Here is a 24,232-nt window from a genome sequence, read left to right as displayed (position 1 = left end):
GTTGTCAGCTTTCGTTCTGGAGGATTTCGTTTAAGAGGGCTTCAAAGGCACGGTCTGCAAAGGCGGGCACGCCCCGGCGGATACTGGCCCCAAGCCCAAGGCGGCGTTTGACTGAGACGCGGGGTTTCAGGGCGTAGAGCGGGATCAGCTTTGGCCCTTGCCGTTGGAACAACAGCAGGTTGCCCTTGCGGCTTTCGGCAATGAACGTGCCGTGCCACTGGCGCGGGTTCATATGCTTAGGCGTGCCGTCTGATTTCAGGGCAGCAGGCAACGGCACAAAGACGTAGCCGCCCTTCTGGGGGCGGATTGAGCCGCCGTATTCATGGATGCGATATTTCGAGGGCAGAAAAACCTCACCCTTCACATCGGCAAGCGTCGGCGTCTCTGTGACCCGCCCGCCTTTTTGAAGTGCCCGGACTAGTTCCCCGGTTCGCTTGGCCAGTCGGTTGGACGTGGTGGCAGACCCGGAATGATGCTTGGCCAGCTTGTCCAGTTCGGTTTTCAGAAACAGGCGCATCTCATGGGACACGACAAGGCCAAGCTGATCGAAGTCAGCGCCCACGCTATCAGCCAAGGCCCTGAGACCTACACTGGCCCGCTGATACCGCTTGCCGTCAAATTCAGTTTCAAGGGTGACTGTATGGGCCATCACGCACCCCCCTCTTGCAGGGCTTGCAGAAAGGCACCTCTGCCAGTCACGCGGGCGCGGCGTACCTCTTGCCGATCCTTCCGCTTATGCCCGTCCCAGCGTTCACGGTTGGTCTTGATCGAGTGGCAGGACTTACAGAGATATTGGAGGTTTTCAGGGTCACGCGGGTTTATGCCCTCAGCCTCACACCGATGGCGCGGCACCTTGTGGTCAACGTCCCCGTGCATCCCGACAAACAGGCCACAAGACTCGCAACGGTATTCGGCACGTTCGGCTATGGCGGGACGGATGCGTTTGCGCCAGTCGGCCAGGTCAATGGTGGAACGGTCCTGTTTGCGGGTCATAGCACCGTCACCTCCATTTCGGCGGCGGGTGCATCCAGATCAGCGACAAAGGCCGCACAGGCCAGCGTGAGGGCTTGGGCAACGTCAATCCGGGCGTTGCGGTGCGACTTGTCGATTTGCATCGCGCCCGTGGTGGACACCTTCACATCCGCCTCAGTCAGCCCCGCCTCTAGTAGCAGGTTGCGCCGTAGCTTGGCCTTGCCAGACAGGAACACTCGGCGCGTGGCCCGAATGTCATTGTCCCCGTCTTTTGGTCCGGTGCCACGGGTGATAATCGGCCAATCAATCTTGGCCCGCGCCATAGCCGTGCGAAACTCAGCATCGCGGTAGCGGTCGGCAGAGACAGACAGGACCGGGTGAGGCCCGATGAAGTCCCGTAGACGGTCCAGAAACTCAGCAACGTCTGTCACCGCACCTGAGGTTTCAAACAGTTCCCCGCGCTCAGCAGCAGTCACGTAAGCATTGCCTACACCGTCACGCTTGCCGCGCTTGGCCAGATCAAGGGTGCCCTCACCGGGAAAAGCGCCGATGCACCGGATCACGCCGCTTTCCTGATACATCACTACGGCGGCGGTCATGGCGCTGGACCCGCCTAGGTCCATGCCCACAAAACACGGCTCACCCGAAATGGGGTCGGCGGTTTCGTCATAGGCTTTGGTTAAGTCCCCATATTCCAGTAAGAGTTGCCGGGTTGGGCTGAGCGGCATGTTGAGGTGCCACACACGAAACTCTGTTAGGGAACCCGCTTGCTCACCCTTGGCGTGGGCATCTTCCATGAAGCGGCGAGACTTTGTGACGCCTAGGCCGGGGTTCGCTTGTGCCCACGTCGCAGGGTCAGAGGCGTTGGCGTCTTTGTCCACGCCATACAGATGCACCTTTGTGCGGGCGTCGGGGTTGTTGATGATCTCGTTGTAGGTGTCGGAGTCGCCCCGCGTGCCAGTCAGGATCACGCGCCCGTCTTTCGAGGCCACAGCGTCAAAGGTGTTTTGCACCGTTTCATTGGATTTGGGCATAAGGCCCGTTTCGTCCACAAGCGCAAGGTCGAGGTCGAGGCCATGCCCTGAGGCACGGGCACCCGATAGACAGGTCAGCTTGCCCTTGCCGCCCTTGTGCCGGAACGTGGGTGGCGGGGCTTTGTTGAATGACCAGTCGCTGCCCCGGTCGATCCGGTCATACAACAGCTTGATGGCCTCTGGCAGAAACTCAGCATGACGGGAGGTGGGGGCGTTGATGGCCACTTGAGCAAAGGGCACGTGTAAGGGGCTGGACGGATCAAGATAGCCCGCCACCAGCAAGGCCAGCGTGACCGTCTTGCCGTTCTTGCGCCCGGTGCTAAGAACGGTGGTTCTGTAGAGCGGCCCGCCAGCCGGATCATCCGCAAAGTGATCAGATAGAAAGTCATACTGAAACTGGCAGAGCGTAAGCGGTGCCCCGTTCTGATCCACAAAGGTATCTGCCACCCAATCCGCCAACAGATCGGTTTTCGTCAATACCTTGGGTTTACGCAGTCGCAGGGCCATACATCTGGCCTAAGCCCCATGAGTCCAGACGGTCAACGGGGCAAGGCCAGATTAGAGGGCTAGTGGTTCAAGGGGGTGACCAGTTTGGTCAGTTTGGATGTATCATACTAGCCTTAACGGTTCTTTTTCCTGTCTTGTTCGGCTAGGTTTTGTGCCTCAAACAACTTCTGACGTAGCCAGTCCAACAGGTAATTCCCTATCTCAATCGCTTGCTGCGTGCCTGTACTCTCAGTTTTCGGTGGTGCGTAGGTACCGCTGCGAGTTTTTACTTCCGTAAGCACAAGCTGATGCTCGTGTTCTTCGACTTTGTCTCGAGGAAAAGTACCGTGAGTGTACCGGCCATCGGCTACGTCAAGCGCTCCAGAGTATCGAGTTACCACATTTCCTTCGTGGTCAAGTTCAGTGTAGTCGGAAATGTGAACGTGCGCAGCATTGGACATTGAGATAACACCTACGCTCGCTCTTCGAGGCTCTGTATGTCGCTTAGATTCAAAGACGTGGTTCGCTGCATCCCTTGCTTGGAACGCAAACCGTAACCACTCATCTTGTTTTTGCTCGTTCTTAAGGTTATCCGACCAACCTTTCGACGCACCACAAGAAGTTGCACGGCGTAGCGCAGAAACAGCGTTGACATAGTGCGTGAGCACGCCAAACCATGCACGCCATAGTTTCCTCGTTTCCTCCTCTGCCGCAAGATCATCTAAATAGTCTTTGACATAATCTACTTCTTGCTGAGCGTTCTCCAGTATCGTCTCGTGATTTCTGTCCATCGGCCCCCCTGAATAAGTTAAGCAGACAGACAGTATCACCTGCAAAAGTGTTACAACAGGGAATTGAGTGTTTACGCCCCGCCCCTCCGATCGTTGCGTGGGTTCCCCCCCAGGCGGCAGGGTTCCCTATGGGCTTGGGTGAGGATCACCGGGCGCTATGGCGATTGCGCGTGGAGTCTGAAACCTATCGGCGTTGCCATGATCAAACACGGGATAGAAGATCAGCGCCCGGTGATAAGGTGAGAGTAACAGGCTGGGGCGTTGCGGTGAATCCATCACTTGTCATCTGGTATCAGATCGGGTCCAGCATCATCCATTTGGTGGTGCATTCGAATTTCGCGTTCCACCAGATCGCGGATGGCTTCGCAGGGATTGGCACCCTTGGCCTTGCAGATCGTTCGCCATGCGTTGTTCATGTTTCTTGGCATCCGCACACGGATCACGGACTCTCTGGTCCGACCAGATAGATCGGGCTGGTATCGCTCTTTCATGCTTTCGCCCCCGACTTCTTGTACTTTGCCATCAGGGCAGCGTGTTTGGCATCTTGCGCAGCTTCCTTCTTTGCTTGTGATGCAGCCTCTTGAACCTTCAGCTTCTCATTGTCAGACAGCGTGTCTTTTCCAACATCTACAGCCTGAAAAATCTCCTCGGTTGAAACAGACGTGGGAGCGGCTTGTCCGCACTCTGTTTTCAATCCCTCTGTACCAACTTCCTTAGAAGGCCCTGTAATCAGATCAGGTTGTCCTGAAACAGGATAACCTAAAGGATGTCCTGAATCAGGATAACCTACAGATTGTCCTGAAACAGGATTTGACGATGCCTTTGGATCGAAGGTGTTTGCCTTTGTGTGCAAGGCCTCAATATCGGCTTTGAAGTCATCGAAGTTGTAGCGATGCGAGGCCCGGTGTTTGAACGCAATCCGGGCGAGATGGTAGGTTGGCCCGTAGTCGTATGCCTCTTTGGGTGTGGCATCATTGATCGGCTCACAAATGAGGTCACGGAACGCCTTGAATGTCTTTTCGGGCATTTTACGCCTTGCGAAGTCGATGGCCTCCAACAAATCCAACAGTTCGCGAGACAGTTGGAAATGCGGAACCACCACCTTCGATTTTGCGCCATACTTCATCCGCTTACGCACGATCAGATTAGCACATTCATCGCGCACGCAATTTGCAGACTCTCGGGGCGGTCCAAGTCTTTGCAGGTATTCGTTGAGCGGGTTGCGCGAATTGGCCAGGTTAGCTTTCAACATCTGGTCGATAGATCGCGATATCCACTCCCCCGGCACGGCACCGTTGTAGCGGGTGGTCCGCGTGTTCCAAGAGCGTATGAGATAACGCAGCACCGCCGCAGATTGCCGTTTCTGGCGTTTTGGAACGAGGGCGAGGCATATCTGGTCTAAAGCAGCTACGTCGCGTCGCAGGGCATCCCATGAAACAATTTCGGATTTCTTGGCCATGACTCAGCCCACCCGCAGTGCTTCTAGGTAAGCGTCTAGGTCTGATGGGCGATACCGGACTACCCGATAGGACACGCGGTAGTAAGGAATTTGAGGGGGAACGCCATTGGCCTCAGCTTCGGCGCGGTCGCGTTTCAAGAATTGATAAGATAAAGCGCCGCCGGTGTATTCAGCGGCTTGCTTGGGGGACAGGGACGGGCGGTCAGACGGCTTCTTTGTCAGGGGCATGATTGCACCTCCACAGAACGGTTACCCCGCAGAATGCGGGCTTAACGCTTCCGGGACGCTTTCTGACCGCAGCCTGTTCGCCCATCCTCCGTGTACGGATGCACCCTGCAACTAGCTGCCATTGCGAACGTTTTCAATCGGTTTGGCGAAGGGTGGTTCATATCCGGGTCCATGCGGTTTGATTAGGCAAGTTCCGTCATTATCCGCTTCAAACGATCCGCAGCAGGCGCAAACTGTTCAAATTCTTCAATGCCTTCTATCGCCTTCTTAAGGCTTTCCAGCGCATCGCGTGCCGCAAGATCAGGATTGTCGAGGTGCCCGAGGCGGTCAATCTGATCGCTGATCCGCTGCGTGTACGGCCTCAGGGCCTCAGCATCGGATTGGTTCGTATAGTGAGCGGCGGTCACGTCACGACTGTCTGTGTGGTTCGCCAGCTTCTTGATGAAACCCGTGGGCACCTCTTGGTTTTCTGCCAACTGTAAGAAGGTGCGGCGGCAGTCATGATAGGTGAGGTCCGACCCCAGGGCCTTACGCAGCTTTAAGAGCGACTTTCTTGGGTCGTATCGCTTGGAGTCGCCAAAGACGTGAAGCGTGTCTGGTGCGGCATCGCTGCGACGTTCGAATATCGCCATGACCTGTTTAGAAGCGGGCAGGGTGACTGCTTTCTTGTTCTTGGCCACCTCAGCCCGGATTGTGAAGGTGGAGGCATCAAAGCTAATGTCGGTCCATCGGAGGGACGCGGCCTCAGTCCGCCTCATACCTGTTCGCAGCAACACCATGATGTAGTCTGCAAATGTCTGGTCCATCTCCACCAGAGCATCCATCAGCGCCGGAAACTGATCTATTGCGACCGTCCCTTTGCGGGCTTGGGGCTTGTGCCAGCGTTTGAGGTCGGTCAAGCGGTCGCACGGGTTTGGGGGCAGGGTAAACTCACCTTGTTCATTCTTGGTGACAACGCGCGTGTGGTTCAGGATCGCCCGCAGCACCCAAAACACATGGTTAGCTATGGCAGGGCTTCGCTCTGTCAGCTTGTCAAAGCGGTTGACAACCATTTGGCGCGTGATGTGTTTCACGTCTTTGTTCAACCAGTCTTTCAAGTCCCGCTCGATCAAGCGGCGGTTTTCGGTGGCGGTGGACTCCTTTAGGTCGTTGTCATTTAGGTAGGTGTCCAGCGCCTCGCTCAGCTTCATGGCAGCCGCCCGCTGCTCCGCCTTGGCGGCGTTCGGGTTTATGCCTCTCGCCAGATCACCCAGCACACCCTCAGCCCACTTGCGCGCCTTGGGGAGTGTCAACTCGGACGGCCCTTGAGTGACCCAAACCTTTTTCCCTGCAACGTACCCCACGACGACGAATTTGCGTGTCCGCTTGCTCACCCTCAGACCGAACCCCGGCAACTTGGTGTCAAAGTAGGTGCCCGGAGTGGTGTCTGTGTTCTCCCTCAGGGCCTTCACTGCGGGGGCGGTAAATTCGATCTTGGGCATGGGTGTCTCCGTTCCAGCTACCAAATGAGCTACTACGCTTTGACACCATATGGCACCGAACGAATCGCTTACAAGAGTCAGGAAGGAGAGATTCAGTAAATAAATTCAACGTATTGAGCCGTATCAAACCGAATGGCGTTTAACCGCACAGATGACCTATATCGGTTTTGGGTACAGGGGGTCGTAGGTTCGAATCCTGCCGCCCCGACCACTTTCTTAAAGTAAATCAGTGCTTTAGCTTATCGGCTGGTTGTAAGTAATTCAGTGGTTGGATCAAGAGTTGGAAGCTGCGTTTGCAGGTGTTCCGATTCATTTTTTCTTGGATGACCGTAACTGAACAACCTTATTGATGTTCTCCGAGCGCGCACGGGCATAACCGTCTGTGGTTTCAACGTGAAGATGCTGTGCGGCATCGCGCAAGGTGAAAGGGTCGGAGACCAATCCCTGCGCTTCAGTAATTGCGCCCGCACGTGTGTCCATCATCCAGACTGTCTCGGGCAGCTTCAGGTCATCCCTGATGCGCCTGAAGGCCTGAGACCAGCTATAACGCGTGTATGGCCGCCGATAGCGTTCTGACACGATAACAGGTCCAACGCGCCTGCAGTCGTTGCTGAGAAGAGCAAGTCTCGACCGGATCTCCGGCGTTACCGTGAATGTCATTGTCTCCGGAAGGCTATTGCGTGTCTTACTGATCACCTTCTCGAACTTTGTCAGATCCGCGTCGAACATGTCCCACGTAAGGCCATCCTGCCAACGCTTCCCGTTGCGATACAAACCTCCGTCTGCTTCCTCGGCATCGAGCCACTGCCCCCGCACATCCACGGCGCGAAGCATGTAGGTCCACTGGATGAGAAGACCGGTTGCGAAGGCGAATAGACCTCGACCATCTGCTTCGTCAACAATCGCACGTATCATCGCGGCGTCTGGAGCCGAGTGACGTTTGGGGTCCGACTGAATCACGATCTCACCATGGTCCTGCAGAACGTCACGAGCCTGGTGCTGCCTAAGAGGTCCAGCCGCGTAACGGGCCAAGGTGGAAATCATACCGAACATCTTCTTCTTGTAAGATGATGATCGCTTTTTGATCTCCATCGCCTCGCGGATTTGACACATCTCTCTGTAGGTGAGTTGCTCGATCCTCATATGGCCAATGATGCTGGACAGCTTCCGCAAGACGTAGTCATGACTTTCGCGGGTGTTTTGTTTGCCTTGGTGATAGCGGGAATACTTGTCGGCTACCCAAGACTGCATCACCCAATCCCATGTTCCTATCTCTGCCGTGTCATCCGCGCTGACAGCGCGGATCATGTCTCTGGTTAGGCGTCGGCATTCGGCTGCGCGGACGCGATGGAGATGGTCTCCTTTCCGACCCGGCAGTTTGATGCTGTCTTTTGGAAATCCAACTGCGGTGTAAGTGTTGCTCGGGCGCCAGTACGCCAAGCCCTTGGCATAGTTTATCCCGGGGGCGTAGTCAGGATCGCTGTCATCCCAAAGGGCAGATCTATACGGCATTGAGTCTGGGTCCCGCTTCGCTCCCTGTTGACGAGGAGCCGTTCGCATTTTTGATTTGTCGCCTCGTCTCGTTCCAGGCGTCAACATCTGCCTTGTTGTAAAGGTTGAGCAATGGGTCCGGTTTCGGAAAACCCTTCTCCTCAAGACTCTCACGTTTTCGATAGAATGTATCGAGGCTCACACCCAAACGAGACGCAACCCAAAGGCGCGATCCGAACGCCGAAACGTTATCAAAGGTTCGGTCTTCCAGCTTGGTCTCGCTCTCGCTCATATCCCACTCCACTCAAACAGGTTGCCTGCAATGGTTTCGGTCAGGTCCACAATGTGCCGCTCCATGTAGGCTTCAATGAACGCCGTTGCTTGCGCAGTGTTGAGGCCGTTTCCGTAGGCGCTAAGGCGTCCCATGCGTGCGGTAGCCCCTGTAGCCAGCGGGGATGTGCCGGGTTCAACTGGCCTCCAGTATCCATCCTGGCAGAAGAGCCAGTCAGCATCTCGCCAGAAACCGTTAGTCGGGCCGGGCCGACTGTCTTCGCCATGACGTTGAGAGATGTGATCGTGCTGCGTCTGGAGTGTGTCCCGTCGCGCTCGCCCATTCTCAGTTTCATCGCCAAGTGGGCGTCCGGCGACTTGTTGTCGTCCTTTGCCACTGGTGTTGGCCATCCCGCGAGCTCTACAGTACTGCGACTGCTGTCCGTGTTGCCCGCCGCGTTGTTTCCGTTCTGGGCTGGTGTGCCCGCCATCGGAGTTGGCCAACCCGCCATCTTGGCGATGCCCGACAGGTTCATGACCTTCGCACCTCTCCTGTCCCTCTGATAGTCCCCGATCGATGCCTTCGGCGTTGGCCAGCTCGCAAGCTGCGCTTCTGCCGACAAAGGCTTGCCTCTCGAATGTGCCCATCTTTCCCGGTTGAATTCGCTCGACGCGCTCTCCGATTTCCAGTCCCGGGCCGCCGTTGTGGCCCATCCAGCCTGTGGCAGGTCGCAGATCCTCGGCCGCCCAGAAGAGCCTTTGCCGGATGTGCGGAGCACCGAAGCCCGCAGCGCAGGTATCGACTGCCCCGATGGCGTAAAGCGTTCCTTCCAAGTCAGCCGATACAAGGTCGAGCCAGTTGAGGCCGTCTTTGCTTGCAACCTGCTCTCCAACCACCTTTTCAGGGCGACACTGCTGGAGGAGCCAGTGGAAGGCGGGCCATAGGTGCCGCTCATCATCAAACCCATCGCCTGCGCCTGCCGCGCTGAAAGGTTGACAGGGAGCAGATGCTGTCCAGACGGGTTGATCGTCGCGCCATCCGGCTTGTCGAAGACAATAGGACCAAATTCCCACGCCAGCGAAGAAATGACATTGGGTGAAGCCTTCAAGATCGCGCGGGCACACGTCTCGAATATCTCGCTCATCGACCAGACCGGGGGCAATAACCTTGGCCTCAATGAGGCGCCGAAGCCACTCAGCGGCGTGCGGATCGAATTCGTTGTAGTAGGACCAGTCATTCTGCACCTCGGCGGTCCTCGCTGATCCAGCGGTCGATCTGCGCGGAGATCAGATTGATCATGCCTTGGCCGGGTGTCCCGCGCCGACCGCGATGCAAACGCCAGATTAAGAGAAGCTGATAGAGCTGCGCTCCTCGATTGCGCGCAACGATCCACCAGTTCTTGCGGCATGTGGGTGAGCAAAACCGCGCGTGACGGGCGCGGGATGACTTAGGGAGCGGATCACCGCAGTAGTCACAAAAGCCGTTGCGCAGCGAGGGCAGGGCCTCAGCCTCCCCTTGGTGCTTTTTTCGGCCTCTGCCGCTGGCGGGCGATATCTGCGTTTGCATGAGTCATGCTTTCGCTATGTCTTCGATCATCATGGTGGCTGCCTCTGTTCAGCGGGATTGAAAGAAGTGTGGCCTTTCCATGCCTGAACGCTTCAGGCATCTAATGCCTACGAAGAGAATGGACATTTGTTCCACTGTCAAGTACGAAGTGGACAAAAGTTCCATCAAAGACTCCCTACATCAAAGGCCGGATGGGCATTCGCAAACGGGAGGAGCGAGAATGAAATACAAGTTTAGTGATGCGATGACCCTGATCTTGGCGCGGATCACGGGTTGGCGAATTGCTCGGGCCTATGCCGTGTCGGTCAAGCTCTCGAGAGCTTTGACCAGCTTTGGTCGCAAATCGAGAGGAACATCCGAAAGGTCCCCGCGATAAATGTAGTCCAGACCAAATCCGTAGAGGTCAGCAATCCGCACGCCCTTTGCGATATCAAGACCTTTTTCGCCCTTCTCGACCTTAGTCAGTGTGCTCCTGTCTAGCTCAATAGCGTCAGCAAACTGTGCCTTTGATAGGTCCAAAACCATACGAGCCCCGGTGATTCTGGGGCCAACGCGTTCAGGCGAACTCTCTCGCGGAACGAGGGACTCAATTATCTTCTTCATGCGGCAATTGTCCGGCACAGTGGAAAAAACGTCCATAGGTTTGTTTTGACACTTGACGAATGGAACTTATGTCCATTATCGAAATGGGCGTGAAACATGTGTCAACTATACGCGAACTTGTGAACCTTTGGCCGACGCGCGCTGAGTTGGCATCGGATATCTGCAGCCTATCGCCCGATCTGCAGGTGACAACACACCAGGTTCACAAGTGGGCTGAGAAGTGTTCAATCCCGTCAAGGTATCACCACAGCGTTTTGCTGGCTGGCCGTCGCCGCCAATTCGAGATTACCGCTGAAATGATCGCGCGCCTGCACTCACCCATTGAGGGCGCAAGCCAATGACCCGCGCCCCCTCCTTTTCTGATCCTGTTCCTGTTTCCCAAGCACACCGGAAACATGGAGTAGTTATGCGGAAAAATCTTGCCCATTCTGACGTGGATCAGGTTTCCGCGTCTCGAAAGATGTTCGCCAGCCTGCTTTGGCAGGCTTTCCCAGCACGATCTGAGGCCGAGTTGGCGCAGAAAGCGGCAGTCGTTCTCGATGTGTCGCCACGCCAAGTGAAAAACTGGCTGCGCTGCGAAAACTCCGCCGCGTGGCACTACGTCGCCGCAGTCATGGCTGTCGCGGGCGCCGAGGTCGTTTTCTCGGATGGTGGGAGGTGCGCATGATCCGGCGCGTCTCTCTCTACATCGCTTCCCGGTTCTGCGAATGGCGCGCCGCTGCGGCGCTTAAAGCGCATCGTAAATGGTTGAGCCGCGCGGAAAAATTTTTCCTCCGTCTTGGAGGTGGGTGATGCAAACGGGTGCTGCCAGAGGTTCAGTCAGGCGCGAAGGCGAGATGATCGTCATATCAATCCACAAGGATGATGCGCTTGAGCTTCAAGTGGCGCTGGCACCCTGTCCATGTCGTTCTAATAAGAGCCACGGCACAGAGCGAATTCGCAATCGGCTGCGGGAGGCAGTGAAGCTGGGATTGGCCATCCCGGAACTGCAGCGTCGGTCATGAGCGTCATCACTCCAGAGGAGCGGCGGCTGATCGACGACGCGCGGGCTGCAGGCCGTACGAAGCATGTGCCAATCGGGGTGTCTGGACCTGTTGCCGCTGCATCGGACAAGGCCGCGCAGGCGCGCAGCCGGCGGGCAGAGGCAAAGCGCGCTCAGGTCCAGCACATTCGAGACCGCCGCCGCTTCAAAGACACACCGATCCCGTTAGGGCAGGCCTGTGTGGTCGCTGATGCCGATATGAACGGCACGGTGTTTCCCAGCCGCATCGCGCAGGTCAAAGAGGGGAAGGCGGTCCTTAAGGACGGCTCGCACAACAGCAAGATCGGCGGAGATGTGTTGGTCGGGCGTCTCAAGGGCGCACGCATATTCACACTCACGTTAGAGGAGCGGGCGACTTGCCCGTCTTCGTGCGCGCATTGGCGGACATGCTACGGCAACGCAATGCCCCACTCGACCCGCTGGGTCCATGGTCCCGCGCTCGAAGACCGGCTCAGGGTCGAGGTTGCGGAGGCCTGCGCGAAACACGCCCTCGTGCTGATCCGCCTGCACATCCTGGGCGACTTCTACAGTACCGGATACGTCGATTTGTGGCGCGAACTTCTGGTGGCGCATCCGAACCTTACGGTGTTCGGCTTCACGGCCTGGCCAGAGAACACGGAAATCGGCGCCGCTATTGTGGATGCGCGCGACCGGTTCCCCTTGCGCTTCATGATCCGCCGGAGTGGGCGCACCGGTCGCTGGGGGTCGTTCACCATCGACTTCCCGACAGAAGAAAAACGCTTGGGCGATGCCATCGTTTGCCCCGAACAACGTGAGGCGATCAGCGCGCCCGAGCGCAAACGTCATTGCGGAAATTGCAGCATCTGCTGGGCGTCTGACGCGCCGATTGTGTTCATCACGCACTGAGGGGGTCAGCCTTGCCTGAACGGATGAAAGATGATCCCCGGCTCCTGGACGCCAAGGCAATACCCATGTCGGAACTCGTCGATCGCTTGGGAATCGCAGGGCTTAAGCCGGCTTCGGATGAGCTGATTGGCCCCTGTCCGCTGTGCGGAGGTCGTGATCGGTTTGGGATCAACCTGCGCAGCAACGCGTTCCTATGCCGGAAATGCAACCTGCGCGGTGGGGATCAAATCGCGCTCACGCGCGGCGTTCTGAACCTCGGTTTCAAAGAGGCGCTTGACTGGCTTTGCGGCGAGCGGCCAGCGGTTGTTGATGTCGCCGAACTGGAGCGGCGTCGAAAACGCGCAGAAGAGGTCAGACGCAAAGATCGTCAGGCCCAGGACTACTATCGGCGGAAAGCTGTTTCGGATGCCCGACGGATCTGGAGCACGGCGCGCCTCGGTCATCTTGGCGTCGTGCCCGCCTATCTAGAGGCGCGGGGCATTGATCCCTTCCTTTTGCCTGAGATCCCGCGCGCTCTGCGCTTCATCGTGGATCATCCCTACGTCAAGAAAGTTGATGGGCAATTCGTTACGGCACATCGTGGTCCGTGCATGATCGCAGGTATCCTGAACATGGCCGGTGAGCTCACGGCTGTACACCAGACCTGGGTCGATGTTGAGCCACCCCACGGCAAGGCCAAGGTTACCTGGCAGGGCGAGAGCCTGCCCCCGAAACTGGTGCGCGGCTCCAAGAAATCCGGTGCTATCCGGCTGCACACGCCGCAGGGTGCAGACATTCTGGTCATGGGCGAGGGGATTGAAACGACGCTGGCCGGACTCGTGGCGGAGCCGTTTGCAAATGCCGCCTATTGGGCGGGTGTGGATCTGGGGAACATGGCCGGCCGGATGCAGAGGGTGAAGGGCAAACGCTATTCGGGCGTGCCCGATATGAGTGATGCCGACGCTTTCGTTCCGCCGTCTTGGGTTAAGCGGCTAATTTTCATCATGGATGGGGACAGCGATCCGGTTATGACCCGCGCCAAACTCGAATGCGGGCTGCGCCGTGCCATGGCGCTGCGTCCGGGTTTGAAGGGGCAAATTGTGCAGGCCGGAAGGGGCCTTGACCTGAACGATGTGTTGATGGGGTCAGGATGACCAGCAACCTCGAGAATGTCAGGGGCAAGTTCGACGCGGCAGAGGATGTTGCACCGGCTGAAGGTCTGACGCCTCCCGACAACGTCGGCAACGGCAACGGCGATGGCGGGTCGGTGCCACCCCGCACCCCGGATGATGGACCGCCCGAGATCGAAGGGGCGAAGCTGCCCTTGAACGACACCGGCAACGGCCAGCGCTTTGCCTTGTACTGCGGCGATGACGCCATGTTCGTGCCGCGCGTCGGCTGGCATATCTGGGATGGCAAACGCTGGAAGCTGGATCCCGATGATATCGCTGTCCGCCGGCATGCCCAAACCATCCATGAACGGATCGAAAAGGAGATCCCGCACCTTCGGCTCAACTCGGCCGAGCAGCGCCGCGTGGATCGGCTCGAGGCTATTCGCCTCGATCTGCGGGATTTCGACAAAACCTATGCTGAGTTGTCCGATGATGACCGCGTCGAGAAGCGCCAGAACTTGGTGGGCGAAAAGGACAAGCTGAACGCTGAGCTTTGGGGGCGCGGGTCCACACGGCAGCGCCACAAGGCCTTCGCGAGATCGGCCGGCAACAGCAACGCCATCAAGAACATGCTGGGTGAGGCTGTGACCAGCCTTCACCGCGATGTGGAAGACCTGGATGCCGACCCGCTCACGGTCAACACCGAAACGGGAATTCTCCGATTCAATGTAATGGACATGCGGGACGATGGCGCGGGAAAGCAGGCCGATCTAAAGCTGCAGCCGCATGAACGGTTTGTGTCGATCGAGGGAAGAAACCGTCCGCAATACATCACGAAGATGATGCCGGTTGCTTACGACCCGGATGCGACATGCCCGAAATTCGATGCGTTCATGGAGCGGGTACAGCCTGACCTGGAGATGCGTGCCTTTTTGCAGCGTTGGTTCGGGTTGAGCATGACAGCCTTGCCCGTTCAAAAGTTTCTTTATTGCTATGGAACGGGCGCGAACGGCAAATCCCTCTTGGGCGGTCTGATGCGGCGCATGTTAGGCGACTATGCCACGATGGTGCGCATCGAAAGCCTGACAGGTAAGAACCGCAAGTCAGGGTCCGACGCAACGCCCGATATGATGCCCCTCATTGGCGCCCGCGCGGCCTTCACAAATGAGCCGGATGAAGGGGAGCGGCTGCAGGAGCAGAAAATCAAAGAGCTCACCGGCGGCGATGAAATGCTGGTGCGCGCGCTGCACGCCGATTTCGTGCGTTTCACGCCGTATTTCAAGATGCTGTTCATCGGCAACCACAAGCTTGAGATACGCGGCACCGATGACGGTATCTGGCGGCGACCGTTGCTTTGTGAATTCAACGTCCAGATCCCGGAACACGAACGCGATAACGATCTGGGCGACACGCTGTTCGCAGAGGAGCGGTCAGGCATCCTGAACTGGATGATCGCAGGGCTGCTGGACTATCTCGAAGGCGGATTGCAAGAACCCGCTCAGGTGCTTGAAGCGACGGAGGAGTACCGCAAGGACAGCGATCCCATTGGCGACTTCCTTGCATCTGCCTGCGAAATAGATGGTGGCACCTATTTTCTTCCTGCACGCGAGCTTGTCGATGGCTGCTATCTCTACCTGCTGGCGAACACGGCCCATGCCTGGCAGCCGGGCAACCTGCAGCGCAAGCTGAAAGAGCGCAGCGGCAAATACAAGCATCCAGCCACAGGCAAATCCTACACGCGCCACAAGCGCAACGGCACCTGGGGCTATTCTGGCATTCGCCTGACCGACGACATGCGCCATCGCCTTGCCGAGGCCCCGCGTGACGCCAAAGGACTTCCGATGTTGCGGAAGGACGGAGGCACTGGCTCGCCGCCACATCCTGAGGAATACCCTCTGTGACGCGCCCGGCGGCTCATAACCAAGCCGCCAACCCCCCGCACCCCTACACCTCCATTCTTCGAAAATCGGGGCAGATTTGCGACTTCTGCCCCGTATTGGGGCGCATCTTCGATGATCACGTGCCCGAAAAAAGGAAATGGTTTCGGAGGCTTGCGCATGTTTTGGGGCGCTCGGGGCGCATAGGGCAGAAAAGTTCAAGGTACGTGCGCGCGCGTAAATTGGGGGGTGTGGGGGGGAGCGTTTTTACGTGTAAGCGGCGCAGATCTGCCCTATGCGCCCCGCGTGCCCCGCCATTCCCATTATTCGCGATTTCTCAACAGGTTGACGGCCTAGCGTTCGCAGTAGGGTTCTGCCCCGTTCTTCTGCGTTCTGCCCCGACGGCCCCGTCCGTCACTGCCCGAAATCAACCTTTTGATTTCCCTTCTTCCGAAACAACAAGATCTGGAAAATAGGTGAGGTAATGAGCACCAGAATACCCAAGGCGTGGGAAACCACATGGGCGCAGGAGGACATCAAGGCGGAACGGGATCGACCGGCGGATATCTTTCGCTACAGCGAGGAAGAGCAAGCCCGCCTCAACGCGATCCGCGACGGCGCAGCCAACCCTGAAGCCTGCAGCGACGAAATTGTCCCTGCGCCCGCGCGCGGCGCGTTGTCCGCTTTCCGCGAGGGCTATTGGCATGAGAAAGACGGCAAAACTGAATGGCGCGAGGTCCCGTACCGGTCGGGCTGTCCCGGTCGGACCCGTGACATCTTCGACACTATGACAGATCAAGCGATGCGTCGGGGTGGAAAGGCACCGTTTACGACAGCGCAGGTCGGTGCGGCGCGTGACTATCGCGCGCTCCACGAGCGGGTCCAGTCTGCGGGCATCAGATGCTCAAGGGCTTTTGATCTGCAGGCGGGCGGTCATGGCAATGCCGACTTCATGGAGGCCTACGCAACCGACACCCGTCGTCTCGCGATGTTTCATGACGCCATTGGAGACGGGGTGGCGAAAGACACAAAGCGCAAGGTGCCTGCAATGGAGGGTACCGTGAAGGTGGGTAGGGTCCAGCTTCGACAGATCGGTCGAGAGTTGATCACAGCGCGTCGATTGGTGGACGATGTCTGCATCCGTGAGCGGGCGCTGAGCGAGGTTCTCAGGGCGCATGGCTGGCGCGCGACCGGAAAAAACAGAAGTAGCTTGAAGGCCGCTCTATGCGCCGCCTTGGGGCGTATGCAGGGCATCTGACTGTGGGTGTTACAAAATGTTGTTGACATTTAGGACCACCGGATTCATTTCTATTCCTATCATCACTAAATGCGCCCGCAGGAAACTGTCGGGCGCTTTTGTTTGGGCGGTTGCCATGATGCGACGCTAACTTCACCTTGCTATAACAAGGGACTCAGTCAGAGTCCGCGTTGGTTGAGGAGGCAGGAACTTTTATAGAATGTCTGGTATGGTGGATTAAGCTGCCGTGGCACGTTAACCATTGAAAAAATGCTTTGCGTGGGATTGCTCTGGTGCCGCAAGCTATCTGAATGAAATGTAGCGTTAATCTATTCGTGCTGGGTGCTCACGTCTTCGGCTTCGCACTTGGCGTATTCTAAGACTTCATCCGCAAACTGCTGGATTTCATTCGAAAAGGCCTTCGCTTCGTTAGCGTAGTCAATGGCTTCTCGCGCAAAAGAAAGCGCCTCCTCGTAGTACTCTTCTAGAGCCTCGACGTATTCCTCAACCTCATCGAAATAGGCGTTGAGTTCATATTCTTCGCAGGCGTGCGTTCCAGAGTAGCTGTATGAAGACAGGCAGTACGGAACGTCAGGTTTTTGAAAACTAGATGGTGCGCTCGGCTCATGCCCAGAAAAAGACGGTTCCGATGCATAAATGGATGGTTCAATGCAATACGAAACGGAAGCAGTCGGAGCGCCGGCAATCAGTACTGCTAAACCAAATCTGAAAAACGGCTTCAATTTTGCTCCTTCGCGGTCCTCGATTACCGACCAACTCACTTTAAGCAAAGCAGGCCCGGAGACCATTGGCAACAATTAACCCCCATCGATGTGATGCGCGGAAGGCGATCACCGAGCTTGAGGATTGCACGCTCAACTGCGAATGAATGTGGACACATTGGGGAAGGCACCTGGCCCCGAACCTGACACAGACCCCGGCACTGAGGTGTGCGGCGGTCCCGGTGCCCGAGCGGGTGGCAGGCCCGCACTCAACACACGGGAGATTGTATGACGCGTCTGTCCACCGCAAAGCCCCGCCTCGGCTCCATGCCGTCCCGGCTGGGCCGAACGGCTGATCGCATGGCCAGGGGCATGCGCCGTTCGGAAGGTCCGATCAACACCGCCCGGTGGCAGCGCCTTCGGCTGAAGATCCTGAAGCGGGACGGCTGGATTTGCCAAATTACGGGCGCGAGGCTTGTGGGCGGTAAGAACGCCCCGAACAGCGCAGTAGTAGACCACATCCGTCCCCATCGGGGCGATCTCGACCTGTTCTGGGATGAGAGCAATCTGCGCGCCGTGTCTAAAGCTTGGCACGACACGCACAAGCAAAGCCTGGAACGGCGCGGCCTGGCCTAGTGCCAGTATCCAATCATCACATGCGGGGGGGTGGGTCGAAAGTCAGGAAGGCCTGGCTTTCTAGACCCGCGGCCATCGCATTCGGAGAATTTTTTCTGTGGCACGAGAATTTGACCTTCTTGGCGACCCGATCCCGGAGAATTTCGGGAAGCCCGGTGCGAACGGTCATACACCCAACGCGGAAACCTGTCGTAAAGTCAGGGTGTTACTGGTCGCGGGTCTGACCAAGGCGCGGATCGCGGAGGAGCTGGGCATCACACTGCCCACGTTGAACAAGCATTATTTTCGTTCTGGCCGGGTGAAGGTCGAGGCCGCGAAGGAAGCGGCGCGGGCCGATCAGCGGGCGCGCCTGATGCTCAAACTCGATGAGGCGGTCTCGGCCGGCAATGTCTCGGCCATGCGGGCGCTCAAGGTGATCCTGGACGAAGAGGACATCAAGCAGGCGGCGCGCGATGCGGCGGGCGAGGGCAAGCCCGAGAAGAAACGCGCCGCCCCGATCCCGCCGGGCAAGAAAGCCCAACTGACCGCTGCCGCTGCGGCCGCGCTGGAAGAGGACGATCTCTTGAACCCGGAGTGGACCCACTAAATGAGCATGCTCGCCCCGGACGCCTTTGATGATTGGTCAACGGCGGTCCCGGATTGGAAGGATCGGGTGCGGGAGGGCCGCTCGCTCTTTCCCGCGTTGCCCTTGCACGATCCCTATGCGGAGAAGGCGCTCAAGATCTTCAAAGGGCTCCGCGCCCCGGATCTGGATGGCTTCCCGACCTACGGCGAGATCTGCGACGAATGGGTGTTCGACCTTGTTCGGGTGATCTTCGGCAGCTTCGACCCCGAGATCAAACGGCGCTACCTTCGCGAATTCTTCGTGATGATCCCGAAGAAGAACGGCAAGACAGCCATCGCGGCCGCGATCATCGTGACCGCTTGCATCCTCAACATGAGCCCGGCGGCGCAGTTCATTCTCATCGCCCCGTCGATTGATCTGGCCCGCAACGCCTTCGACCAGGCTGCCGGGATCATCAAGCGCACGCCTCGCATCAAGCCGCTCTTCGGCGATCCGCAGGAATCGACGCGGACGATCCGCAACCTGAACCCGAAGATCCCGTCAAAGATCATGATCAAGGCGGCGGATGACGACATCGTCACCGGCTTGAAGAACGCCACGGTGCTGATCGACGAAACCCATGTCTTCGCCAAGAAGCCGGCAGCCAAAGGCATCTTTCTGGAGATCCGGGGGGCGCTGTCGCATCCGCAGAACAAGCACTTCCTGTTGCAGATCACGACGCAATCTAAAAAGCCGCCCGTGGGCGTATTCCGCAGCGAGGTACAGACGGCGCGGGCGGTGCGAGACGGCAAGCTGGCTCGCCCGCTTCTGGCCCTGATCTACGAATTGCCGCTCGACATGGTGAAGGATGGTGGCTGGAAGAACGAAGACACCTGGCCGCTGGTGAACCCGCATCTGAACCGGAGCGTCGATCTCGGGTTCCTTCGCGATCAGGTGCGCACGGCGGAAGAGGAGGGAGAAGAAGCCCTGTCGCTGGTGGCGAGCCAGCATTTCAACGTGGAGATCGGCACGGGGCAGGGGGATGATGGCTGGGCTGCGCAGCTTTATTGGGATGGCGGGGCTGACGAAACCCTGACTTTGGAGACGCTTCTGGAGCGCTCCTATGTCTGCACCATCGGCGTGGATGGCGGCGGCGATGACGATCTTTGCGGGCTGGTGGTGCTGGGCAAAGAGATCGGGACGGGTCGCTATCTCGCGTGGTGCAAGGCCTGGGCGCAACCCTCTGTCCTGAAACGCCGCAAAGCCATCGCGCCGGCGCTGGAGACCTTCGCGAAGGATGGCGATCTGACCCTCTGCAAAGAGGCCTTCCAGCATGTGGCGGAAGTGGTGGAGATCGTCGCTCAGGTTGCCGCGACGGGCAAGATGCCGGAGGAATATGCGGTCGGTCTGGACAAGGCGGGCCTGCCGGAATTGCAAACCGAATTGGAGCTGGACGGCTTTGTCGAGCCCTTCATTACGGCGGTGCAACAGGGCTGGCGGTTGCAATCGGCCATCCGATCCTTGCCGCTGCGGCTTAAAGCCAAGCTGATGCTGCACGCCGCACAACCGATCTTCGCGTGGTCGGTCGGCAATGCACGTGTCGAGATCGTGCGGTCGAACCAGTATATCGACAAGGCGCTTGCAGGGGCTGCGAAGATCGACGTGGTGATTGCGCTGCTCAACGCGGCGCAGTTGATGTTCAACAATCCAGAACCGTCTGGGCGTGGCCTGGATGAGTTTCTGGCCAATCCGGTGACCGCGTTTTGATCCGGCTGTTGCGCGCGGCGGCGCGGGGCGCGCGCGCCGAATATGCGGGCACCGGCTGGCGGTCGTATTTCGGGAACATGAATTGGGCGCTTGGCGGCACGCGCTCGCATGCCGGTAAGACCGTCAACGCCCGCACCTCGCTGGAAGTGTCTGCGGTCTGGGCCTGTGTGCGTAAGACGGCGGAGATGATCTCGACGCTGCCCGTCGATCACTATCGCAAGGGGTCCGGGGATAGCCGGGAACGGCTGGACGATGATCTTGCCGAGATCATTAAGGAATCGCCGAACCCGGAACAGACTGCGCCTGAGTATTGGGAAGGCATGGTCGCGCAGACCTGCCTGCAGGGGAATGCCTGTTCGGAAAAGCTCTATATGGGGTCGCGCCTGGTCGGCCTGCGTCCGCTGCTGGACTGCCGCCCGGAGCGCCGTCAGGACGGCACGATGCGCTATGCGGTGACGGATCGCGGCAAGACGGAGTTCATGCCGGCGGAGAAGGTGTTCCATTTGCGCGGCTTTGGCGCGGGCGACGGGCTCGGCATGTCCACGGTGCGGTATGGGGCCAATTCGATTGGCGCGGCACTGGCTGCGGATGAGACGGCGGGCAAGATCTTCTCAAACGCCGCGATGCCGAGCGGGGTGCTGTCGGCAGATCAAACGTTGAACTCAGAGCAGCGGTCGCAGCTTCAGGCTTTGCTGGAGGCTTACTCTCAGTCTTCGAAAGCTGGCAAGACGATGGTTCTCGAGGCGGGGCTGAAATACCAGCAATTGCAGATGAACCCGGAAGACGCCCAGCTTCTGGAAACCCGGCGCTTCGGCGTCGAGGATATCTGCCGCTGGTTTGGCGTGCCGCCCATCGTGATCGGCCATGCCGCCGAGGGGCAGACGATGTGGGGCACCGGGGTCGAGGCGATCCTGCTGGCCTGGCGCACGCTTGGGATCAACCCGTTTCTGATCCGTCTGGAAATGCGGATCAAGAAAGACCTGATCCCGCCGCAGAACCGTCGCCGCCACTATGTCGAGTATAACCGCGAGGCCATGATCCAGATGGACAGCAAGGCCAAGGGTGACTTGCTGCAAAAGCTGGGCATGAGCGGGACGATGACCGCGAATGAGCGCCGCGCCCGGATGAACCTGCCGCGCCATGACGATCCAAATGCGGATGCGCTGCTGGCGCAAACCGCGCTCTCGCCGCTGGAGCTTCTCGGAAAGGACAGCACATGACCAAACGCGATCTGCCGATTGCAGCCGTTCCCACACGGCCCGGCCTGAAATCCGACATCTCCGATGTGGTTCTGAAACGCTGGAACCCGGATATCCGCGCGGCGCAAGACGAGGAGGACGCGTCGATCTCAATCCTTGAGCCCATCGGCGCGGATTGGTTTGGCAACGGTGTGACGGCCAAGCGGATCGCAGGGGCTTTGCGCAACATCGGCGAGCGCGACGTTGTCGTGAACATCAACTCGCCTGGCGGGGATTTCTTCGAAGGTTTGGCGATTTACAACCTGCTGAATGAGCATCCCGGAGCAGTGACGGTCAAGGTTCTGGGCCTGGCAGCATCGGCCGCCTCGCTGATCGCGATGAGCGGAGACCGGATCTTGATGGCGCGGGCCGGGTTTCTGATGATCCACAACACATGGGTGCTGGCGGCAGGCGACCGTCACGCGTTCCGCGACGTGGCCGACTGGTTGGAGCCGTTCGATGCGGCGTCGGTGGATGTCTACGAGGCGCGCTCTGGCGTTGCGGCCAAAGAGATTGCGGCCATGCTCGACAAAGAGACATGGATCGGCGGATCGGATGCTGTTGAACAAGGCTTCGCCGATGATCTGCTGGGGTCTCACGACGTGACCACGGGCGGCGGGTCCGGGACGTCGGAGAGTGAGGCTGCGGCTCTGACAAAAATCGACATTCACTTGGGTCGGGCTGGCCTGACGAGATCGGAGCGGCGGGGACTTCTCGCTGCGCTGAACGGAGGCAAGCCGGGCGCTGCCTCATCCGGCATGCCGAGCGCTGCCGTTTCGCAGATCGCGCGTACCGCGCTGGATAAACTCAACTCCATCTGAGGAGACACTTATGACCAAGTTGATGACGCCCGCCATTTCGGTGGCGGCGCTGGAAGCCGCGCGCCCGAAAGCCGTGATCGGCACTGTGCGCGCGGAGACCATTGATGATCCCGAAGTGCTGCTCAAAAAGGTGAGCCAGCAGCTTGAACAGCTGAATGGGGAGGCCAAGCAAACGGCGGAGGATGCTCTCAAACAGGCCAAGGCAGCGGGCGATGTGTCTGCTGAAACCAAGGCTGCAGCCGACAAACTGCTGGCCGAACAGACCGCCACGATGAAGGCGGTCGAAGACCTGAAAGCCCTGGTTGAGGGGCTGGACAGCAAGACGCTTGAAATCTCGCAGCAGGTGGCGTCTGGCACCGGGCGAGGTGGCGGCGACAAGATCCTTTCTCTGGGCCAAGCCGTCGCGGCCGAGGAGGACAAGATCAAGGCCTATATCGAAGGTGGGTGCAGTGGCACAACGTCAATGCGGATCTCCAATGCGATCACGACCGCGCCGGGATCTGGCGGCGGGCTCATCTATCATGAAGAGGAACGCGACCCCATCCGCATTCCGCGCCGCCGGCTCTTGGTCCGCGCACTTCTGACCCAGGCCACGGTCGGGTCCGATCAAGTGCATTACCGCCGGCAGGTGCTGCGCCAAAGCGGGGCTGGCATGGTTGCCGAGACCACACCTAGCGGCGCATCGTCCTTCGGCTGGGAAAAGGCCGTGGAGCGGGTGAAGAAAATCGCCACGCATACCAACACCAGTGAAGAGGCGTTGGCCGATGCGGATCAGCTTCAATCCGAAGTCGATGGCGAGTTGCGCTACCTCATCAACCTTGAGGAAGAAAAGCAGATCGTGGCGGGAGATGGTGTCGGCGAAAACCTGACCGGGCTTCTCACCGAAGCCCCGGCCTTTGTTGCCGCTGCCGGGTTGCCGAATGCTAATCGCATCGACCGCCTGCGCCTGGGCCTTCTGCAGGTCACGCTGGAAGACTACATGCCGGCGGAGATCTTGCTGAACCCCACCGACTGGACAGCCATCGAATTGCTCAAGGTGGGTGGGGCAGACAATCGCTATGTCTATGGCGATCCGGGCGCACAGGCCATGCCGCGCCTCTGGGGCAAGGATGTGGTCGAGACCAATACGATGTCCATCGGCGAATGGCTGGCGGGTGATTTGGCGATGGCCGCGACCTATTACGACCGGCAAGAGACCGAGGTGATCCTCTCCACCGAACACGATCAGAACTTTGTCGAAGACATGGTAACGATGAAGGCCCGCAAGCGGGTCGCGCTGATCATCAAGCGCGCGCTGGCGATGGTGCGCGGTGACTTCGTCTTCGTCTGATCGGCGGCGGTTTCGAAACTCTACGGCGCTCTTCGGGGCGCCGTTTTTCTTAGGAGAGCACTCATGTTCGTAAAAGGACTTTCGACCCGGCACACCGCTATCGGCACGTTTCGCTATGGGGTGGTCTACACGGTCGATGAAAAGGACCATCGCGTCCGAAAGCACGTTCTGCCCCTGCTGGAGGGCAAAAACCCCGCTCTGGAAAAGTTGCCCAAGGCGCAGGCGGAAAAGGAGCGCGCGCAACCTGAGCAGTTTACGCCGGGCATCACGCCCCCGGACGCCGATGCAACCGCTGCCGATCTGCGGTCTGCCCTGGCCAAAGCGGAAGCGGCGCAGGACGAAGCGGAGACGCGGGCCGACAAAGCCGAGGCCGTCGCGGCGGAAAAGACGGCGTCCGCCAACAAGGCCCTGGAGCAACTCGACAAGGCGGAAGCGCTGGCCCAGGCGAATGGCGAGAAGGTGACGGACCTCGCCGAACGGCTCGCGGCGGCGGAGAAAGACTCCGAAGCCGTTGCAGAGGCGAAGGCAACCTTGGAAGGGCACCTCGCCGAAGCGGAAGCGAAGATCGCCGCGTTGTCGGCTGATCTGGACGCGGCGCGCGCGAAGGCAGCGCCAGCCGATAGCGACGACGGCGCGAAGAACGCCAAGGGCTGATCACGCACGAAAGACCGGGCCGGT

General features: G+C 58.8%; 24 protein-coding genes. 12 read left to right on the top strand and 12 right to left on the bottom strand.

Going from position 1 to position 24,232, the window contains the following annotated elements; genetic code table 11:
- Positions 1 to 4: 4 nt before the first annotated feature.
- The 11 genes from CFI11_RS13155 to CFI11_RS13105 all read right to left on the bottom strand — a co-directional run bounded on the left by CFI11_RS13155 (position 5) and on the right by CFI11_RS13105 (position 10,418).
- A complete protein-coding gene (locus tag CFI11_RS13155; protein ID WP_130406659.1) occupies positions 5 to 649 on the bottom strand; it encodes a hypothetical protein in 645 nt (214 codons plus the stop codon).
- Complete coding sequence (locus tag CFI11_RS13150; protein WP_130406657.1) at positions 649 to 993, bottom strand: HNH endonuclease; 345 nt, start codon at positions 991 to 993, stop codon at positions 649 to 651. Before CFI11_RS13150 ends, CFI11_RS13155 begins: the two co-directional genes overlap by 1 nt.
- Positions 990 to 2,513, bottom strand: coding sequence for a terminase TerL endonuclease subunit (locus CFI11_RS13145; protein ID WP_130406655.1), 1,524 nt, complete (start codon positions 2,511 to 2,513; stop codon positions 990 to 992). Before CFI11_RS13145 ends, CFI11_RS13150 begins: the two co-directional genes overlap by 4 nt.
- Before the next feature lie 113 nt (positions 2,514 to 2,626).
- Positions 2,627 to 3,283 carry a hypothetical protein gene (locus CFI11_RS13140; RefSeq protein WP_130406653.1) on the bottom strand — a complete coding sequence of 219 codons (657 nt, stop codon included), beginning with the start codon at positions 3,281 to 3,283 and terminating at the stop codon, positions 2,627 to 2,629.
- A 275-nt stretch (positions 3,284 to 3,558) separates the two neighbouring features.
- Positions 3,559 to 3,699: a hypothetical protein gene (locus tag CFI11_RS24320; RefSeq protein ID WP_165390258.1), complete on the bottom strand. Its 141-nt coding sequence runs from the start codon at positions 3,697 to 3,699 to the stop codon at positions 3,559 to 3,561.
- A 71-nt stretch (positions 3,700 to 3,770) separates the two neighbouring features.
- Positions 3,771 to 4,742, bottom strand: coding sequence for a hypothetical protein (locus tag CFI11_RS13135; protein WP_130406651.1), 972 nt, complete (start codon positions 4,740 to 4,742; stop codon positions 3,771 to 3,773).
- 410 nt (positions 4,743 to 5,152) lie between these two features.
- Positions 5,153 to 6,451, bottom strand: coding sequence for an integrase family protein (locus CFI11_RS13125; protein ID WP_130406647.1), 1,299 nt, complete (start codon positions 6,449 to 6,451; stop codon positions 5,153 to 5,155).
- A 309-nt stretch (positions 6,452 to 6,760) separates the two neighbouring features.
- The gene (locus tag CFI11_RS13120) at positions 6,761 to 7,759 is read right to left on the bottom strand and encodes a recombinase (RefSeq protein ID WP_130406645.1); all 999 of its coding nucleotides are present in this window, start codon (positions 7,757 to 7,759) and stop codon (positions 6,761 to 6,763) included.
- A gap of 193 nt (positions 7,760 to 7,952) precedes the next feature.
- Positions 7,953 to 8,234, bottom strand: a complete 282-nt coding sequence (locus tag CFI11_RS13115) for an AlpA family transcriptional regulator (RefSeq protein ID WP_130406643.1) — start codon at positions 8,232 to 8,234, stop codon at positions 7,953 to 7,955.
- The gene (locus CFI11_RS13110) at positions 8,231 to 9,457 is read right to left on the bottom strand and encodes a DNA cytosine methyltransferase (RefSeq protein WP_130406641.1); all 1,227 of its coding nucleotides are present in this window, start codon (positions 9,455 to 9,457) and stop codon (positions 8,231 to 8,233) included. Before CFI11_RS13110 ends, CFI11_RS13115 begins: the two co-directional genes overlap by 4 nt.
- A 613-nt stretch (positions 9,458 to 10,070) precedes the next feature.
- Complete coding sequence (locus CFI11_RS13105; protein ID WP_130406639.1) at positions 10,071 to 10,418, bottom strand: helix-turn-helix domain-containing protein; 348 nt, start codon at positions 10,416 to 10,418, stop codon at positions 10,071 to 10,073.
- Between the two features lie 370 nt (positions 10,419 to 10,788).
- On the opposite strand from CFI11_RS13105, the gene CFI11_RS13100 reads away from it, so the two are divergent.
- The 5 genes from CFI11_RS13100 to CFI11_RS13080 all read left to right on the top strand — a co-directional run bounded on the left by CFI11_RS13100 (position 10,789) and on the right by CFI11_RS13080 (position 16,517).
- The gene (locus CFI11_RS13100) at positions 10,789 to 11,049 is read left to right on the top strand and encodes a hypothetical protein (RefSeq protein WP_130406637.1); all 261 of its coding nucleotides are present in this window, start codon (positions 10,789 to 10,791) and stop codon (positions 11,047 to 11,049) included.
- A 333-nt stretch (positions 11,050 to 11,382) separates the two neighbouring features.
- The gene (locus CFI11_RS13095) at positions 11,383 to 12,291 is read left to right on the top strand and encodes a hypothetical protein (protein WP_130406635.1); all 909 of its coding nucleotides are present in this window, start codon (positions 11,383 to 11,385) and stop codon (positions 12,289 to 12,291) included.
- A gap of 65 nt (positions 12,292 to 12,356) precedes the next feature.
- A complete protein-coding gene (locus tag CFI11_RS13090) occupies positions 12,357 to 13,424 on the top strand; it encodes a primase-helicase zinc-binding domain-containing protein (RefSeq protein WP_254448918.1) in 1,068 nt (355 codons plus the stop codon).
- Positions 13,421 to 15,283, top strand: coding sequence for a phage/plasmid primase, P4 family (locus CFI11_RS13085; protein ID WP_130406631.1), 1,863 nt, complete (start codon positions 13,421 to 13,423; stop codon positions 15,281 to 15,283). The genes CFI11_RS13090 and CFI11_RS13085 overlap by 4 nt, the downstream gene beginning before the upstream one ends.
- A 460-nt stretch (positions 15,284 to 15,743) precedes the next feature.
- Entirely contained in the window at positions 15,744 to 16,517 is a 774-nt protein-coding gene (locus CFI11_RS13080) for a hypothetical protein (protein ID WP_130406629.1), read from the top strand.
- Positions 16,518 to 16,825: 308 nt separating this feature from the next.
- On the opposite strand, the gene CFI11_RS13075 is transcribed toward CFI11_RS13080, so the two are convergent.
- The gene (locus CFI11_RS13075; RefSeq protein WP_130406627.1) at positions 16,826 to 17,239 is read right to left on the bottom strand and encodes a hypothetical protein; all 414 of its coding nucleotides are present in this window, start codon (positions 17,237 to 17,239) and stop codon (positions 16,826 to 16,828) included.
- A gap of 267 nt (positions 17,240 to 17,506) precedes the next feature.
- Between CFI11_RS13075 and CFI11_RS13070 the strand changes: the two genes are divergently transcribed.
- From CFI11_RS13070 to CFI11_RS13040, 7 genes are all read left to right on the top strand, one after another.
- Complete coding sequence (locus CFI11_RS13070; protein WP_130406625.1) at positions 17,507 to 17,854, top strand: HNH endonuclease; 348 nt, start codon at positions 17,507 to 17,509, stop codon at positions 17,852 to 17,854.
- Between the two features lie 97 nt (positions 17,855 to 17,951).
- Positions 17,952 to 18,440, top strand: coding sequence for a hypothetical protein (locus CFI11_RS13065; protein ID WP_130406623.1), 489 nt, complete (start codon positions 17,952 to 17,954; stop codon positions 18,438 to 18,440).
- Positions 18,441 to 20,165: a terminase large subunit domain-containing protein gene (locus CFI11_RS13060; protein WP_254448917.1), complete on the top strand. Its 1,725-nt coding sequence runs from the start codon at positions 18,441 to 18,443 to the stop codon at positions 20,163 to 20,165.
- Positions 20,162 to 21,385 carry a phage portal protein gene (locus CFI11_RS13055; RefSeq protein WP_130406621.1) on the top strand — a complete coding sequence of 408 codons (1,224 nt, stop codon included), beginning with the start codon at positions 20,162 to 20,164 and terminating at the stop codon, positions 21,383 to 21,385. Before CFI11_RS13060 ends, CFI11_RS13055 begins: the two co-directional genes overlap by 4 nt.
- On the top strand, positions 21,382 to 22,224 hold the full coding sequence (locus CFI11_RS13050) for a head maturation protease, ClpP-related (RefSeq protein WP_130406619.1): 843 nt from the start codon (positions 21,382 to 21,384) through the stop codon (positions 22,222 to 22,224). The genes CFI11_RS13055 and CFI11_RS13050 overlap by 4 nt, the downstream gene beginning before the upstream one ends.
- Positions 22,225 to 22,234: 10 nt before the next feature.
- Positions 22,235 to 23,554 (top strand): phage major capsid protein, encoded by a 1,320-nt coding sequence (locus tag CFI11_RS13045; protein ID WP_130406617.1) that lies wholly within the window; start codon positions 22,235 to 22,237, stop codon positions 23,552 to 23,554.
- Between the two features lie 63 nt (positions 23,555 to 23,617).
- Positions 23,618 to 24,208 (top strand): hypothetical protein, encoded by a 591-nt coding sequence (locus CFI11_RS13040; protein WP_130406615.1) that lies wholly within the window; start codon positions 23,618 to 23,620, stop codon positions 24,206 to 24,208.
- Positions 24,209 to 24,232: the final 24 nt, after the last annotated feature.

It is taken from the genome of Thalassococcus sp. S3, from assembly GCF_004216475.1.
In the GTDB taxonomy this organism is placed as follows: Bacteria; Pseudomonadota; Alphaproteobacteria; order Rhodobacterales; family Rhodobacteraceae.
Note: the sequence above shows the minus strand (reverse complement) of the source record. Positions and strands in the feature narration are given on the sequence as shown.